Raw genomic sequence first — 15,836 nt, 5'->3', positions numbered from 1 at the left:
GCGCGGACTCCCATCCGACACCGCACGCGCGAAAGCCCGGAGCGTCGCTGGACGCTCCGGGCCGAATTCTCACGCTGTCGCACCAATAATTTTCGGAGAAGTGGGTGGCTGTGCCGACGCGAGCGGGGCCGGGAATCGAAGCGTATCTCAATACGCGAGATTTCCGGTCACGCGAGCGGCGGTGCGGACGCCCGCTTGGCAAGGGTCAATCAGGCCGGACGCCAGCCCCTGCTGCCGCCTCGCCCTCTCCCACCCGACACCGCACGCGCGAAAGCCCGGAGCGTCGCTGGACGCTCCGGGCCGAATTCTCACGCTGTCGCACCAATAATTTTCGGAGAAGTGGGTGGCTGCGCCGACGCGAGCGGGAGCGGGAATCGAAGCGTATCTCAATACGCGAGACTTCCGGTCACGCGAGCGGCGGTGCGGACGCCCGCTTGGCAAGGGTCAATCAGGCCGGACGCCAGCCCCTGCTGCCGCCTCGCCCTCTCCCGCCCGACACCGCACGCGCGAAAGCCCGGAGCGTCGCTGGACGCTCCGGGCCGAATTCTCACGCTGTCGCACCAATAATTTTCGGAGAAGTGGGTGGCTGTGCCGACGCGCGCGGGGCCGGGAATCGAAGCGTATCGCAATACGCGAGATTTCCGGTCACGCGAGCGGCGGTGCGGACGCCCGCTTATCCGGAAATTATTCCCAGATCTGCTTGGACTTGATGCGGGCGGCCTTACCGCGCAGATTGCGCAGGTAGTAAATGCGGCTGCGGCGGACCTTGCCTTCGCTGACCACTTCCACGCGGTCGATGAAGGGGGAGTTCATGGGGAAGATGCGCTCCACGCCCACGCCGTCGGAAATCTTGCGCACGGTGAAGGTGGCGCCGGTGGTGCCGCGATGCTGACGCAGGACGGCGCCCTGGAAGACCTGGATGCGCTCCTTCTCGCCCTCGATGATGCGGTAATGAACCTTGACGGTGTCGCCCGCCTTGAAAGCGGGGATGTCGAGACGCTGGTGCTCGGCTTCGATCTTCTTGATGATGTTCATGGTACTCTCCTTGGCTCCTAAAAAATCGCGCTAGTATTCATCCGCCACCAACCGGTCCACGATTATCGCCATCGCGCTCCGGACCGACAGATGATTGTATGTATCCAAATATCGCACCGGCCGCAGAACTCCCTCCGCTTGGGAGAGGACTTCCTCGGCCAGGCCATGGCCGGTTCCGAACACGAGCAAAACCGGCGAAATTTCAAGCCATTTCCGCACTTCCGGGTAGCTCAGGGCGGGCTCGGCGCGCAGGCGGCGATCCAGCCGTGCTGACGTGGCCGCGAGGCGGGGACATTGCCCTGTTTGGGCCTGAATGTCAAGGACCGCCCCCTCGATGTCGTCAAAAATCTTGACTGTGGAAAACGCCTCGGCCCGGTCGGGGTTCGCCTCTGCTCCGGCCCCGTCGGTCCAGTGGGCGAGCAGGTCGCGGGCCAGGGTCTGCTGGTCCCGGATCGGCGTGGTGGCGTAGAATCCGCCCAGGCCGTAGCTGCGGGTCACGCGGGCCATGTCGTGCAGGTCCAGGTTGGTCACGGACACGGCCACCTTCTCGCCGTGGCGGTTGACCACCGGGTAGTGGCACAGGGCCAGGAAGAGGTTGCGGCCCGGCCGGGTGCGCGGCAGGGTGCGCAGGAAGTCCACGTCCTCCACGGTCAGGCGGGCCGTGGGCAGCAGGTCGGGCCGGGTGGCCAGGGTGAGCTTGAGCGACTCCTCGCGCCGCCACCGCTCTATCCTGCCGTGGTCGCCGGAGCGCAGGACCTCGGGCGCGGCCAGCCCCTCGAACTCCTCGGGCCGGGTGTAGTGCGGATATTCCAGCAGCCCGGCGGAGAAGGACTCCTCGGCGCCGGACTCGGTGTGGCCCATGAAGCCGGGCACGAGCCGGGCCACGGCCTCCATCAGGCAGACGGCCCCGGCCTCGCCCCCGTTGAGCACGAAGTCGCCCACCGAGACCATTTCGATGGGAAAGAGGTCGAGGACGCGCTCGTCGATGCCCTCGTAGCGGCCGCAAATCAGGGTGATGTCCGACTCGGCCGAGAGGGCGCGGGCGCGCTCCTGGGTCAGCGGCTTGCCGCGCGGCGAGAGCATGAGCATTCGGCCGGGGGTCTCGATGGACCTCAGCGCGGCCACCATGGAGTCGAGCTTGAGCAGCATTCCGGGCCCGCCGCCGAAGGGGCGGTCGTCCACGGACTTGTAGACCCCGCCCGCGAACTGGCGCACGTCCACGTGGTCGATCCCGACCAGTCCGTTTTCCACGGCCTTGCCCATGAGCCCCGACGAGAGCGGGGACTCGAAGTAATGCGGAAAGATGGAGACGACGTGGAAGTTCATGACCGTTTCCGGGAGCGGGTTTTGCGGCGGTTCTTCGGGCCCCTGGCGGGACGCTTGGATCTGGCCGGGAGTTCGGGCGCGACAGCGTCGGATGAAGCGGCGTCGGCCGAAGCCTCGCCGTCCGCATCGTCAGGCTCGCCCGTCTGCGCCTCGGGGTTCTGGTAGAGGTCCAGCAGCCCCTCGGGCGGGTCGATGACGATGATTTCGCTCTCCAGGTCCACGTCGACCACGAACTCGGGCACGGCCGGGAGCAGGATCTCGCGCCCCTGCCCGTCCACGATGACCCAGGTGTCCTGGGCGGCGGTCTCGAAGAACTCCTCCAGCACGCCCACCTCGGAGCCGTCGTCGAGCACGACGCGGCAGCCCATGAGCTGGTAGAGGTAGTGCTCCCCTTCCTGGGGCTCGGGCAGGTCCGCCTCGCGCACGAGGACGGTCCGGCCGCGCAGCGCCTCGGCCTGGTCGCGGTCGGTCACGCCGTCCAGCGTGAGCAGGACGAACTCCTTGTGCTCCCGCCAGGAGCGGACGGTGTAGGGCCGGGGCGGGCGGCCGCCCTCCTGCAGGTACAGGGCGGGCACGCGACCGAAAACCGACGGGGAGTCCGCATAGCTTCGTATGCAGAACTCCCCGCGAATTCCGTGCGGTTTGGCCACACCGCCCAGGGGGACGAATCCCTTGGGGCGGCGCTGCGGCATGGCTGGCTACTCGAGGATTTCGAGGACGGAGCGCTTCCGGGCCTTGGTGGAGGCGGCGCCGAGCAGGGTGCGCATGGCGCGGGCCGTGCGGCCCTGCTTGCCGATGACCTTGCCCAGGTCTTCCTTGGCCACCTTCAGCTCGATAACCGAGGTCTGCTCGCCTTCGACTTCCGAGACGCGCACTTCGTCCGGATTGTCCACCAGGGACTTGGCAATGTACTCAATCATCTCTTTCAGCATGAGGTCTACCTCCGTGTGGGCGCGGCGGTCGCGCCGTGAACATGAGCTGCCAAATGGAATCCGGACGCAGGAGCTTTTGCCCGAGCTACTTGCCGGCCTTCTTCAGCAGGGAACGCACAGTGTCGCTGGGCTCGGCGCCGTTGGCCAGCCACTTCTCAACCTTTTCCATGTCGAGCTGAATGTCTTCGGGCTCCACCATCGGGTTGTAGTGCCCGAGGAATTCGGCCGGACGTCCGTCGCGGCGGGTGGTGCCGTTCAGGGCCACCACGCGGTAGAAGGGACGCTTCTTGGAACCCATGCGAGTCAATCTGATTTTCATAGCCATGATACTGTTCTCCCAATATTCTATTAATACGTTTTTGCCGAGTGTATGGCAATAATATATTTCAAAGACGCCGTCGCCTTTTCAGCCTATTTCTTCTTTTTCTTTTTGTTCAGTTTCTTGTTCAGTTTCTTCCGGTTGCGTTCCTTGAGCGCCTTCTTGGAAAGCGGCCGCTTGCCGCCCTCCTCCTCCGCGCCGCCCATGCCGGGGGGCATGCCGGGCATGCCCTCCATGCCCTTGAGGGCGCTCAGGTCCGGCAGGCCGCCGCCCAGGCCGGGCAGCTTGGGCAGTTTGCCGAAGAGGCCCTTCCTCTTTTTCTCGCCGCCGCCCATCATGGCCTGCATGACCGTGCTCATCTGCTTGAAGTTCTTGATGAGCCCGTCCACGTCCTTGACCTTGACGCCCGAGCCGCGCGCGATGCGCTCCTTGCGGCTCTGGTTGATGAGCTTCGGCTGACGGCGCTCCTGCATGGTCATGGAGGAGATGATCGCCTCGGTGCGCTTCATCTCGTCCTCGGGCAGGGCGTCCTGGCCGAGCTGCTTCATGACGTTGCCCATGCCGGGGATCATCTTGAGCAGCCCTTCCATGCTCCCGAGCTTCTTCAGCTTGCGCATGTGGGAGCGGAAATCTTCAAAGTCGAACTCGGCCTTGGCCATCTTCTCGGCCATGGCCTTGGCCTCTTCCTCATTGATCTCGGACTGCGCCTTCTCGATGAGGGTGAGCATATCGCCCATGCCCAGGATGCGCGAGGCGATGCGATCCGGGTGGAAGAGCTCCAGCTCGGAGAGCTTTTCGCCCACGCCCACGAACTTGACCGACTTGCCGGTGACGGTCTTGATGGACAGGGCCGCGCCGCCGCGCGCGTCGCCGTCCATCTTGGTCAGGACCACGCCGGTGATGTCCAGCTTCTCGTTGAACGCCTCGGCCACGGTCACGGCGTCCTGGCCGGTCATGGCGTCCGCCACGAACAGGATTTCCTGCGGCTGGCAGGCGGCCTTGATGTTCGCGAGCTCGTCCATGAGCGTCTCGTCGATGTGCAGACGGCCCGCGGTGTCGAAGAGCACGAGGTCGCAGCCGAGCTCCCCGGCCTTGGCCAGGGCGTCCTTGCAGATCTCCACCGGGTCCATGTCCGTGGTGGAGGGGTAGACCGGGACGTCGAGCTGCCGGGCCAGCGTGGTCAACTGGTCGATGGCCGCCGGGCGGTAGACGTCGGCCGGCACCAGGTACGGCTTCTTGCCGTGGTTCTTGCGCAGGAAGAGCGCCAGCTTGCCCGAGCTGGTCGTCTTGCCCGAGCCCTGGAGGCCGACCATCATCATCTTCAGGGGCTTGGCCTTGAGGTCCACGCCCTTCTGTTCGCCGCCGAGCAGCTCGATCAGTTCGTCGTTGACGATCTTGACCACCTGCTGGCCGGGCTCCAGGCCCTTGAGGACCTCCTCGCCCAGGGCGCGGTCCTTCACCTGGTCGACGAACTGCTTGACGACCTTGAAGTTGACGTCGGCCTCCAGCAGCGCCAGGCGTACCTCGCGCAATCCTTCCTTGACGTTTTCTTCGGTGAGCTGCTTCTGGCCCTTGAATTTTTGGAAGGCCGCGCTCAGTCTGTCTTGCAGGCTCTCGAACAAGTGTTCCATCTCCCTGAATTTATTCTTTGTCCACGCACAGAAGACCCTTCCAACGCGGGCAAAGAGGACGTTTGTTAAGCCAAACGGGGCGGATAGTCAAGAGGGACCGCTCCCGCGTCATTCCGCCGGCCACCCGTCCAGGCCGTCGCGGGCGAAGGGCGAGCCGTGCGCCACCGGCGCCTGGGCGGCCTCATGCCGGGAGCGGTTCTCCCCGGCCGGGCGCCGGGTCCGAAGCCGTCGTCATCCCGCATGGGCTCGCTGCCTGCTTGAAATTTCCGGGATCACTACCAGAAACCGGCGCGCGGAACAATGGCGGGAGCGAGGTCCGCCTTGCGCGAACCGACTGTTTGTGCAAGGAATCACCGAGCATAGGGAGATGCCGACATGGACAACGTCAACGAACCGACCTTCCGCCAGGTGGCCTTCACCCACTTCGTGCCCGGCTTCTTCCTGGGCGTGATTTCCCTGTTCCTGTTCAAGGACGCCATCCCGGCCCTCAAGCTGCACCTGCTCCTCGACAACCGCCTCGACTTGGTCGACTTCCTGGCCGGGTTCGCCAACGGCGTGTTCGTGGCCCTGGCGATGGCCGCGTTCCACTTGTTCCGCAACCGCCGCGCGGGCAACGCCGGCTGGCGGGCCAACGTCCACCAAGGCCCGGGGACGCTCCTCAAGCGCATGGGCGTGGGCTTCCTGGCCGGTTCCCTGGACATCCTTTTCGGGTTGCAGAGCGAGGGCATCCTGGCCTTGACCGGGATGGTGCTGCTCATCCTGGTCGGGCACGTCCGCCTCTTCATCCGCCACACGGGCCGGGTCCTGCGGCCCGGCAACAGCGCCTCCTGGCGCGACGTGGCCGAGCTGGCCCGCATCTACCTGACCATGCTGGCCGGGTTCACTTTGGTCAACGCCTCCCTGGAGGCGACCCACCTGATGCTCGGCGGCTCGGTCCCCTTCGGGTTCGGCCACGACGAGGGCGAACTGTTCCTCAACTCCCTCTATTACACCGTTGTCTCCATGACCACCCTCGGCTTCGGCGACATCGTGCCCGTGACCTGGGACGGCAAGCTGATCCTGATCTTCCAGAGCCTGGTCAGCTACGTCATGTTCGGCCTGATGATCGGCATCATCACCCGAGGCGTGAGCGGCGACGACGCGGGCGGCGTCTGATCCCGCCTCCCTCTCCCGGTCAGCGCAGGCGGCGCAGCCGGGCCATGGCGTCCTCGAGCACGTCCATCTCCTTGGCGAAGCAGAAGCGGGCCAGGGTCTCGCCCACCGGCCCCCGGTAGAAGGCCGAGCCCGGCACGCAGGCCACGCCCGTCTTGGCGAGCAGGTGCAGGGCGCGCTCCTTGGCCGTGGCTCCGGGCAGGGAGGTGACGTCGGCCAGGGCGTAGTACGCCCCCTCGGGGACGTGGGGCGTCAGCCCGGCGTCGGCCAGGGCGGCGCAGAAAAGGTCGCGCTTATGCTGGTGGTCGGCGGACACGCCCGCGTAGTAGTCGTCGCCCAGCTCGGCCAGGCCGCGCGCGCAGCCCATCTGGAGCGGGGCCGGGCCACAGACGTAGACCAGGTCGTTGAAGTGGCCTATGGGCAGGGCCCACTCCGGGTCGCAGATGGCGTAGCCGAGCCGCCAGCCGGTCACCGCGTAGACCTTGGAGAAGCCGGAGATGGTGATGGTCCGCCGGGCCATGCCGGGCAGTGTGGCCGGGGAGACGTGCGCCCGGCCGTCGAAGACGAAATGCTCGTAAATCTCGTCGGTGAACACGAACAGGTCGTGGCTCGCGGCGAAGTCGGCCACCAGGGCCAGCTCCTCGCGGGTGAAGACCTTGCCCGCCGGGTTGGAGGGCGTGTTCAGGACTATGGCCCGCGTCCGGGCGGTCACGGCCCGCTCCAGGTCCTCGGCCGTGAACCGCCAGTGGGGCGGCTCCAGGGTGACGAAGGCGGGCTTGATCCCCAGGGAGGCCATGGTCACGATGTGGTAGCCGTAGTAGGGCTCGAAGACCACCACCTCGTCCCCTTCGTCGAGCAGGGCGAGGCAGGCGGCGTAGAACGCGCCGGTGGCCCCGCCCGAGACCACTACCTCGCCATCGGGGTCGACCCGCATGCCCGTGAACCGCTCCTGCTTGGCCGCGATGGCCTGGCGCAGGGCGGGCAGGCCGTCGAACCGGGTATAGATGTTGTACCCGGCGGCCATGGCCTCGGCCGCGCCCCGGACGACCGGCAAGGGCACGGGCAGGTCGCAGACGCCCTGGGCCAGGTTGATGCCGCCGACGCGGGCGCACTCGATGGTCATGTTGCGGATTTCCGACTGGGCCACCAGGGGCCGGCGGCGACTCACTTTGAGCGACATGGGGCTATCTCTCTTTGCGGTAAAATGGTATGGTCGGGGAAAGGAGAAGGATATATGACTTCCCTGGAAAACAAAACCCTGGTGCTCACCGGAGCGTCCAGGGGCATCGGCCGGGCCCTGGCCCTGGAGCTGGCGGACGCCGGGGTGAACCTCGTGCTCGGCGCGCGGGGGGAGGAGCGGCTCCGGTCCGTGCGCGACCAGTGCCGGGCGCGGGGCGTCCGGGCGGTCTACATCGGCGGGGACGTGTCCTCGTCCAACGTGGCCCAGGAGCTGGTCTCCGTGGCCGACGAGATGGGGAATTTCTACGGGTTCATCCACGCGGCGGGCGTCCTCGCTCCCGGCCCGAGCATCTGGGAGCTCAACAAGACGCGGTTCAAGGAGGTCATGGACGCCTCGGTGACCGCCGCCCACCAGCTCATCCGCCATGCCGCGCCCCGGCTGCTGTGGCGGGGCGAGGGGCTGGCCGTGTTCTTCGGCTCCGGCGCGGCCGAACGGGCCCAGCCCGGCATCGGGGCCTACTGCGCGGCCAAGGCCGCCGAGGAGCACCTGGCCCGCCAACTGGCCGCCGAGGCCCCGCCCGTGACCACCATCATCTGGCGGCCCGGCGTGGTCGACACCGGAATGCAGAAGGAGGCCCGGGAGGCCTCTGGCGGCGCGTCCGCCCCCCTGCGCGAGGCCTTCGCCGCCTTTCGCGACCAGGGGCTGCTGCTCTCGCCCGAGGCGTCGGCCAGGGGGCTGGTCCGCTTCCTGCTGGGCCGGCCCGAGGCCTATCGGGGCCAGGTCGTGGACATCCGCAATCTTTGACGCAACAGGAGAACGCCATGAAAAAACGCATTTTCTTCCTCGCCCTGATCGTCCTGGCAGCCCTGGCGGCCGCCTGCGGCGACGACGCGCCCAAGAAGGACGCCCAGTCCGCCGACGACAAGGCACTGACCCAGGCGGTGAGCGGCCCGTTCACCGAGGCCGAGTTCAAGAAATTCCTCGCCGACCTGCCCTCGGTGCCCGGCCTGTCCGCCCACAGCCAGACCGCCGCCACCGGCGGCGTCCTCTCGGACCAGGTCAAGTCCGCCATCAAGGCGTGCGGCTGGGATGAGGACCGGTTCACCTACATTTACGGCCACGCCGTCTCCATGCTCGGCCTGGACCAGGTGGAGCGGACCAGGGGCGAGATGGAGAAGCAATTGGCGAACATGCCCGAGGACCAGCGGAAGATGATGCGGCAGACCATGGGCGGCGAGATGGACCGGCAGTGCCAGGCCATCCGGGCCGACGTGGACAAGATGGTCCCGGCCGGCGAGCAGGCCATCGTCCGCGGCCACATGGCCGCATTGCGCTCCGCCCTGGGCATGCCCGCCGAGTAGCCATGCCCGCGCCCATCGACCTCTTCGGACTCGCTCCCGGCCGGGAGCGGACGGACATCGCCCTGCCCGGCAGTCCGGAACGGAGCGCCGCGCGCGTCGCCGTGGAGGACGCGGAGGGCCGGATATGGGTGGCGGAGCGGCTCTCCCCCGGCCAGCGGGACCGGCGCGAGCGGCTGGGCCGCGCCCTGGCCGCCCTGGACCGGGCCGGGCTGCCAGTGGCCGCCTACCTCCCCGGACCGGACGGCCGCTTCACCGCCGACGGGCCCGGCGGCTGCTGGCAGGTCTCGCCCTTTGTGCACGGCGACCGGCTCCCCCGGCCCGACTACGTGGACCACGGCCCGCGCGGGACCGCCCTGGGCGCGTTCCTGGCCGACCTGAAGGACGCCGCGACCGGCGTGCGCGAGTTCGACCAGGTCCCCCGCTTCCTCCTGGAGGAATACGTCAACGGGCTCCTGGAGGCCGTGCGCCCCCGACGGCCCGAGGTTCACGCCGCCCTGACCCCGGCCCTGCCCGCGCTCGCCCCGCTCTTCGACGCCTGGGCCGGGCTGCCCGAGTCCCTGTGCCAGGGGGACTTCCACCCCCTCAACGTCATCTGGCGCGGCCAGGAGGTGGCTGCGGTCATCGACTGGGAATTCGCCGGGCTCCGGCCCGCCCTGTTCGACGCGGCCAACTGCCTGGGTTGCGTGGGCATCGAGGACCCGCGCGCCCTGGTGGGCGGCCTGGCCCCGGCCCTGCTCCGCGCCCTGCGCGGCCGCGACGCCCTGGACCCGGACGGGTTCGCCCTGCTGCCCGAGATGGTCCTCGGCCTGCGCTTCGCCTGGATGTCGGAATGGCTCCGCCGGGGCGACGCCGAGATGATCGACCTGGAGACGCGGTTCATCCGCCTGCTGGCCAACTCCCTGGACACCTTGGGCCCGGCCTGGCGGCGCATCGTGGACCAGCCCTAGTCCTCCCGCCCCCCTTCACGCGCGAAAAGAGGCAAGCGCCGGTCAGGCGCCTGCCCCTTTTCGGAAAAACCGCACCGGCGGCCGCGAGCCGCCGGGCCGCGAAGGCCGGTTCCTACATGCCCGTCAGGGCGTCGCCCCGGTTCGGGAACAGGGGGAAGATCTTGTCGTAGCCCGAGACCTCGAACACTTCCTGGATGTAGTCCTTGATCCCGCAGATGGCGATCTTGCCCGAGGCCTTCTTGAGCCGCTGGTAGGCCAGCACCAGCACGCGCAGGCCGGAGCTGTTGATGTAGTCCAGGTCGGAAAAGTCGAAGAGCAGGCAGGTCTCGCCGCCCGCCAGCAGGGACAGGACCTTCTCCTCCATGGCCTGGGTGCCCTCGGCGTCGAGGTTGCCGTCCACGGCGAGGATGGTGATGCCGTTTTCCTTGAGTTCGTTCATTGCCACTGTCAGTCCTCCCTCCCAGCTACCCTTTCACAAGGCAGCATGGTTTGCTGATATTCTTGGTGAGGACCAGCACGTTCTTGCCGTCCTCCCGCTTGTAGTCGATGTTGTTGACCATGCTCTTCACCAGGTGGACGCCCATGCCCCCCACGGGCCGGATGCGTTCCTCCAGAGGCACGTCGAACTCCGGCTCAGGGGCCTCCAGGATGTTGAAGGGCTCGGCGTCGTCCTCGATGCGGATGGTGATGACGTCGTCCTCGATGCCGACCCGGACGTTGATCGGGTGCTCGTCGAAATCCGTGTACCCGTAGCTGATGATGTTGGTGATCAGTTCGTCCAGAACCAGGTTGAGATGGAAGACGACCTTGACGGGCAGGCCGTGCTTCTCCCCGAACTCCTCCACCCTGGGTTGAAAGTGGTGGAAGCAGTTCATCTTGTTGCTCATCTGGAATGTGATCGTGTCCGCCATGCTCATCCCCGGATCCTCTTCACCACCACCACGGCGATGTCGTCCTGCTGGGTCTCCTGGAACGCGTGGACCGCATCCATGATCGCCTCGCGGAGGTCCAGAGCACTTTTATGCGCACTCTCCCGAATGATGGCAAGCATTCTCTGCTTGCCGAACATCCCGCCCGACGCGTCCCTGGCCTCCCACACGCCGTCCGTGGCCATGACCACCACCTCGCCGGAAGCCAGGGTCGCGGAATACCCCTGGTACGGGTATCCCTCCAGCACGCCCAGGGCCAGCCCCTCGCCGCCCAGCTCGCCGAAGGTTCCCGAGGACGGGTCGAAGCGCACGGCCGGGTCATGGCCGGCGCGCACCCAGCGCGCCTGGCCGCTGTCGCCGGTCAGATGCAGGTAGAACAGGGTCAGGAACCGGCCGGTGCCGTCCAGGTCGCGGGCCAGGACCTCGTTGACGATGCGGATGCGCTCCTCCGGGGAGAGGGGCGCCCCGGCCAGGGAGTGCAGTTGACCGCGCGTGGTGGCCATGACCAGGGCCGAGGCCGCGCCATGGCCCGACACGTCGCCCAGGACAACGTCCAGGCCCGGCCCCTCGCCGTCGGGCACGGGAATGAAGTCGTAATAGTCGCCGCCGGTCTGGTCGCAGAAATGGATGCCCCCGGCGATGTCCCAGCCTGGCAGGTCGGGCTCGGACCGGGGCAGCAGGAGGTTCTGCACCTCCTGGGCCAATTCCAGGTCGCGCCGCATCTCCATGCGCTCCCTGAGTTTGGGGCCCATCTCGTTGAAGGCCGCGACCAACGCCTCCCGCTCGTCGCCGGGATGGTGCTCCATGCGCGCGGAGAAGTCTCCGGCCGCCAGCCGCTTGACCACGTGGACCATGGACAGCAGCGGCCGGGTGATGGCCCGCGAGCCGAACCAGGCGATGAGCCCGACGACCAGGAGGATGAGCCCGGCCACGCCCGCCGAAATCTGGCGCATCTGGACGAACGTGGCGTTCATCTGCCCGGCCATGTGGTCCGGCAGCCGGTTGACCACGCTCTCGGGCGCGAGGAGCAGGAAGCTGAAATCCGGATTGGAGGCCCAGGCCAGCACCGAGGGCTCACCCTCGAAATCGACGCGAACGTGCCCCACCCGCTGCTTGTCCATGGCCTTGATGACCGTGGTGGCGATCGCCGGGACCTCGCCCTCCAGCCACTCGGCCTGGATGCCCTCCATCATGCGCCGGTGCCCGCCCTTGTCGTAGGCCTGCTGCGCCAGGATCAGCAGCCCCTCCTGCAGGGTCTCGGCATTGAGGGCGCGGGCCACCAGGAAGGAGCGGATGTGCTCGCTCCAGCGGGAGCTGAGCACCGAGTCGTCGAGGACGCTGGCGTTGGGCACGTCGACGGCCGCCGCGCCCAGGAACCGTCCGCTCGCGTCCCGGATGGGGCAGGAGACCGTGGCCACGGCCCGCCGGGTGGCCGGATCGATCCAGGGGGTGGTCCAGACGTAGCCCCGCCCGCTGTCGCGCGCGCGGCGGTACCAGTCCTGCTCGCGATGGTCGTAGCGGCGGGGAAAGTCGTTGTGGCCGGGATAGGTCATGAACACGCCCGACTCCAGGCCGATATTCAGCCAGACCGAGTCGTCGGCCAGGATCTGGTAGATGCGCCGGAAGGTGGGCAAAAGGGATTCCAGCCGGGCCATCTGGCGCAGGTCGGCCGGGACGGCCTCGCCCACGCTGCGGAAACTGGCCGACTCCAGGCTGACGCGGAGCTGCCTGGCCCCGCCCATCATGGTCTTCTTGACGTAGTCGCCGCGCGGGGCGGCGTCGGCCGGGAGCTCGGTGTGATGCCCGGCGCCGAGCCGCGGGACGGTCCCGGCCGGGTCGCCCGGCCGCCCGAGCGCCTCGCTCGCCCTGTTGGCCAGCACGGTCGCGCCCAGAATCATGGTCTTGCTGCTCTCCTCCAGCCCTTCGAGCATGGTGGCCGCGTTGTGCTCCAGCTCGGCGGTGACGATCTCCAGCAGCTCCTGCCGGGTCGTGTTGGCCAGGCCGTGCCCCATGTTGAGGACCGTCCGCCCCATGAGCGTCCGGGAAATGAACATCGGCGCCAGGCTGAAAGCCAGGAGCACGATGAAGAACTTGAATCGGATGGGCATGCGCATGTCGGGTCCCCCATCCATGCTCTGCCACAATCGCGGGGAATCGTCCACATCCCCGCTTCAGCTTATTAATACTTGGAAAACCGCTCCATTCCGTTTATATGCGTTGGAGCACCCCACTCCAACCCTGGAAAGCGCCATGCCGAGCCCCAACGAGACGAAACGAGTCACCAAAACCACACTCTATTCGTGGGTTTTCTTCCGGAACCTCCACCTGCAGCTCATCGTCATCGGCATCATCTTCGTCACGGTGGCCATGCGCGTGTTCCCCCTCGAGATGCAAAAACGCATCATCAACGAGGCCATCGGCATGCGCGACCTCCCGGCCCTGTACCGGTACTGCGCCCTGTACATCGGCGCGGTGACCCTGGCGGGAGTGCTCAAGTTCGTCATCAACCTGCTCCAGGTCTACATCGGCGAGCGAACCCTCAAGGTCGTGCGCGAGAAACTCTACGAGCACCTGCTCTCCCTGCCGATTCAGTTCTACCGCCGCACCTCGCCCGGCAACGTCATTTCCTACATCATCACCGAATTCATCCCCGTGGCCACCTTCATCGGCCAGGCCGTGGCCGTGCCCGCGGTCAACATCCTGACCTTCCTGGCCATGGCCTGGTACATGATCCACCTCAACCCGACCATCGGGCTCATCTCCATCTCCCTGTACCCCATCGAAGTCCTGGTCCTGCCGCAGATCCAGAAGTACTTCCGCCGGGCCAACCGCCGCCGCATCAAGCACACCCAGAAACTTTCGGGCCTGGTGGGCGAGGCCATCTCCGGCGTGCACGAGGTCCACTCCAACGCCTCCATCCCCCTGGAGCTCGGCCGCTTCTCCCGCGTCCTCGAAAAGCTCTACAAGGCCACCGTCCTCCAGAACGCGCTCCGCTTCTTCATCAAGTTCATCAACAACTTCTTCATGAGCCTCGGGCCGTTCGTCCTCTTCCTCATCGGCGGCTACTACGCCATCCAGGGCCACTTCGACGTGGGCGCCATCGTCGCCTTCCTCTCGGCCTACGAAAAGCTCTACGACCCGTGGAAGGAACTGATGGAGTTCTGGCAGGTATACCAGGACAGCTCCGTGCGCTACAAGCAGATCATGCGCGCCTTCGACCACGCGCCCGAACACGCCCAGTTCATCGAAGGCCGCGCCCCCCTGGCCCTGGACAACGACATCGAAATCCGCAACCTCTCCTTCGTGGTCGGCGGCAACATCAAACTGCTCGACAACGTCTCCGTCTCCATCAAGGGCGGCGAACACGTCGCCCTGGTCGGCTTCTCCGGCTCGGGCAAGTCCACCCTCGCCCTGTGCGTTGCCCAGCTCTACAAATACTCCTCGGGCAGCGTGCTCGTGGGCGGCGAGGAAGTCGCCGACCTCACCAAACGCGACATCTCCTACAACATGGGCATGGTCGCCCAGGCCCCCTTCATCTTCGACGGCACCGTGCGCGAAAACCTGCTCTACTCCTGCAAGGCCCTGGCCATGCAGGGCGGCAAGTGCACGGAAAGCGGCGAGGAGCCCGACCTCGACAGCCTCATCAAAATCACCCAGCAGGTCGGCCTCTTCACCGACGTCCTGGCCTTCGCCCTGCGCTCGCGCCTGGAAAACGGCGAACACCCCGAACTGCGCGACGCCGTGGTCGCCGCCCGCCGGGAGTTCCAGGAAGGCGAAACCGGCATGTTCGCCGACGTCGCCGACAAGATCGAATTCTTCGACATGGAACACTACTGCCGCTTCCTCTCCGTGGCCGAAAACATCGCCTTCGGCGCGGCCGTGGCCGAGGAATACGACCAGGAACACCTGCACAAACAACCCGGCTTCATCGCCTTCCTCGAACAACACAACCTCATGGCCCACCTCGTGGTCCTCGGCGAAAGCCTCGCCCGCGTCATCACCGACGAACTGGGACCAGAACCCGCCCACGAAGCCTTCAAGGACTGCCCCATCCCCGAAGCGGAATACGGCCAGTACCAAAAAACCGCCAACCGCCTGGATTCCGGCGAACCCCTGAGCAGCGAGGAAAAGGACCTCATCCTCAAACTCGCCCTGGGACACGTCGCGGGCGTCCATACCCAGGTCGGCCTCGACCCCGCCTTCGCCAACCGCGTCGTCGTCTCGCGCCAGGACTTCATCAACATGGCCTGCGAAAAATGCCCCGGCGCGTTCAGCTTCTTCGAACCGGACAAATACATCGAAAGCCTGAACATCCAGGACAACATCCTCTTCGGACGCGTCCGGGCCGACGCCCCCGGCGCCGAAGAGGAAATCAACCACCGCATCATGCAGGCCCTCATCATGCAAGGCGCTCTCGAACCCGTCGCCGAAATGGGCATGGCCTTCGAAGTCGGCTCCATGGGCGACCGCCTCTCCGGCGGACAACGCCAGAAAATCGCCCTCGCCCGAACCTTCCTCAAGGCCCCCGCCATCCTCATCCTCGACGAGGCCACCGCCGCCCTGGACAACAAGTCCCAGGCCCGCGTCCAAAACATCATCACCAACAACATGAAAGGCGTCTCCACCGTCCTCGCCGTCATCCACCGGCTCGATATGCTCCCCTTCTACGACAAGGTCGTCGTCCTCAAGGCGGGCAAAATCGTCGAGCAGGGCCCCTACGAGGAGCTGCTCCAGAAAAAAGGCGCCCTCTATACCCTCATCCACGGCAAGGAAGAATAGCCAGCACGGACGCCGAACAGCGTGCGGGGAATGCCTCCGGCGGCCCCTCCGGGGAGGCCAGGGCGCTGCCCTGGACCCGCCAAAGGCGAGCCTTTGGAATCCATTCTCCGCTTTCGCGGGGGCGTAGCTTGATAAGGCGACTCACGCCCGCGGGGACGGACCGCCCGCTCGCCCCCGCCCTGCCGGTTAACGGCTGGGGCCGAGAAAAACGGGCGGGAATACGTGCCGCTGACCGGAACGCCATC

General features: G+C 66.7%; 15 protein-coding genes. 5 read left to right on the top strand and 10 right to left on the bottom strand.

Translation table 11 applies throughout. From position 1 onward, the window contains the following. Positions 1–684: 684 nt before the first annotated feature. The 6 genes from rplS to ffh form a co-directional block, all read right to left on the bottom strand. Positions 685–1,035: a 50S ribosomal protein L19 gene (rplS, locus tag PHP91_RS12715; protein ID WP_300141177.1), complete on the bottom strand. Its 351-nt coding sequence runs from the start codon at positions 1,033–1,035 to the stop codon at positions 685–687. A 30-nt stretch (positions 1,036–1,065) separates the two neighbouring features. Beyond that, complete coding sequence (trmD, locus tag PHP91_RS12710; RefSeq protein WP_300141174.1) at positions 1,066–2,361, bottom strand: tRNA (guanosine(37)-N1)-methyltransferase TrmD; 1,296 nt, start codon at positions 2,359–2,361, stop codon at positions 1,066–1,068. Beyond that, complete coding sequence (gene rimM, locus PHP91_RS12705; RefSeq protein WP_300141171.1) at positions 2,358–3,053, bottom strand: ribosome maturation factor RimM; 696 nt, start codon at positions 3,051–3,053, stop codon at positions 2,358–2,360. Before rimM ends, trmD begins: the two co-directional genes overlap by 4 nt. Positions 3,054–3,059: 6 nt before the next feature. Next, complete coding sequence (locus PHP91_RS12700; protein ID WP_300141168.1) at positions 3,060–3,293, bottom strand: KH domain-containing protein; 234 nt, start codon at positions 3,291–3,293, stop codon at positions 3,060–3,062. 85 nt (positions 3,294–3,378) lie between these two features. Further along, a complete protein-coding gene (gene rpsP, locus PHP91_RS12695; RefSeq protein ID WP_300141165.1) occupies positions 3,379–3,618 on the bottom strand; it encodes a 30S ribosomal protein S16 in 240 nt (79 codons plus the stop codon). Between the two features lie 86 nt (positions 3,619–3,704). Then, complete coding sequence (gene ffh / locus PHP91_RS12690; RefSeq protein WP_300141198.1) at positions 3,705–5,234, bottom strand: signal recognition particle protein; 1,530 nt, start codon at positions 5,232–5,234, stop codon at positions 3,705–3,707. Between the two features lie 384 nt (positions 5,235–5,618). On the opposite strand from ffh, the gene PHP91_RS12685 reads away from it, so the two are divergent. Further along, positions 5,619–6,398, top strand: coding sequence for a potassium channel family protein (locus PHP91_RS12685; protein ID WP_300141162.1), 780 nt, complete (start codon positions 5,619–5,621; stop codon positions 6,396–6,398). Between the two features lie 19 nt (positions 6,399–6,417). Here the strand turns inward: PHP91_RS12685 and PHP91_RS12680 are convergent, their stop codons facing one another. Beyond that, positions 6,418–7,575: an aminotransferase class I/II-fold pyridoxal phosphate-dependent enzyme gene (locus PHP91_RS12680; protein WP_300141159.1), complete on the bottom strand. Its 1,158-nt coding sequence runs from the start codon at positions 7,573–7,575 to the stop codon at positions 6,418–6,420. Between the two features lie 54 nt (positions 7,576–7,629). On the opposite strand from PHP91_RS12680, the gene PHP91_RS12675 reads away from it, so the two are divergent. The 3 genes from PHP91_RS12675 to PHP91_RS12665 are packed head-to-tail and all read left to right on the top strand — an operon-like array spanning position 7,630 to position 9,883. Further along, positions 7,630–8,379, top strand: coding sequence for an SDR family NAD(P)-dependent oxidoreductase (locus tag PHP91_RS12675; RefSeq protein ID WP_300141156.1), 750 nt, complete (start codon positions 7,630–7,632; stop codon positions 8,377–8,379). A 17-nt stretch (positions 8,380–8,396) separates the two neighbouring features. Next, positions 8,397–8,936, top strand: coding sequence for a hypothetical protein (locus PHP91_RS12670; RefSeq protein WP_300141153.1), 540 nt, complete (start codon positions 8,397–8,399; stop codon positions 8,934–8,936). 2 nt (positions 8,937–8,938) lie between these two features. Beyond that, positions 8,939–9,883 carry a phosphotransferase gene (locus tag PHP91_RS12665; RefSeq protein ID WP_300141150.1) on the top strand — a complete coding sequence of 315 codons (945 nt, stop codon included), beginning with the start codon at positions 8,939–8,941 and terminating at the stop codon, positions 9,881–9,883. 112 nt (positions 9,884–9,995) lie between these two features. Here the strand turns inward: PHP91_RS12665 and PHP91_RS12660 are convergent, their stop codons facing one another. Genes PHP91_RS12660 through PHP91_RS12650 form a run of 3 tightly spaced genes read right to left on the bottom strand, consistent with a single transcriptional unit; the run spans position 9,996 to position 12,926 of the window. Beyond that, complete coding sequence (locus tag PHP91_RS12660; RefSeq protein ID WP_300141147.1) at positions 9,996–10,328, bottom strand: STAS domain-containing protein; 333 nt, start codon at positions 10,326–10,328, stop codon at positions 9,996–9,998. Positions 10,329–10,347: 19 nt separating this feature from the next. Further along, the gene (locus PHP91_RS12655) at positions 10,348–10,794 is read right to left on the bottom strand and encodes an ATP-binding protein (protein WP_300141144.1); all 447 of its coding nucleotides are present in this window, start codon (positions 10,792–10,794) and stop codon (positions 10,348–10,350) included. Between the two features lie 2 nt (positions 10,795–10,796). Next, positions 10,797–12,926, bottom strand: a complete 2,130-nt coding sequence (locus PHP91_RS12650; RefSeq protein WP_300141141.1) for a SpoIIE family protein phosphatase — start codon at positions 12,924–12,926, stop codon at positions 10,797–10,799. A gap of 136 nt (positions 12,927–13,062) precedes the next feature. On the opposite strand from PHP91_RS12650, the gene PHP91_RS12645 reads away from it, so the two are divergent. Beyond that, on the top strand, positions 13,063–15,591 hold the full coding sequence (locus tag PHP91_RS12645; RefSeq protein ID WP_300141138.1) for an ABC transporter ATP-binding protein/permease: 2,529 nt from the start codon (positions 13,063–13,065) through the stop codon (positions 15,589–15,591). Positions 15,592–15,836 lie beyond the last annotated feature (245 nt).

Source organism: Pseudodesulfovibrio sp. (genome assembly GCF_028692895.1).
GTDB lineage: Bacteria > Desulfobacterota > Desulfovibrionia > Desulfovibrionales > Desulfovibrionaceae > Pseudodesulfovibrio.
Note: the sequence above shows the minus strand (reverse complement) of the source record. Positions and strands in the feature narration are given on the sequence as shown.